The organism is Alcanivorax sp. HI0007, assembly GCF_001635525.1.
Classification (GTDB): Bacteria; Pseudomonadota; Gammaproteobacteria; order Pseudomonadales; family Alcanivoracaceae; genus Alcanivorax.
Map to the genome: position 1 here is coordinate 1 of NZ_LWEJ01000119.1, position 204 is coordinate 204.

General features: G+C 61.8%; 1 protein-coding gene. It reads right to left on the bottom strand.

What is annotated here, in order from left to right; genetic code table 11:
* Window positions 1-21 precede the first annotated feature (21 nt).
* Window positions 22-204 (bottom strand): hypothetical protein (locus tag A3714_RS17970; RefSeq protein ID WP_197463384.1); only part of this gene is annotated, 183 nt, incomplete at its 5' end.

Sequence of the window (204 nt, forward strand, 5' to 3'; positions counted from 1 at the left end):
CTAGCTCGATGAGGAAGCGCATTAGCTGGCCTCCCCGAGTAGCTTACGGGCGGCGGCCTTGCCGTCACCGTCCAGCCAGTACACCCCGTATTGGATCTTCTGGCCGTCATAGTCGGTGCCTGAGGCCATGAGTAGCTGTACCGGGATGCCGTATCGCTTTCGCAGCTCCCCAACATAGTGGGGCGAGTTGCTGGCGTGGGCGAT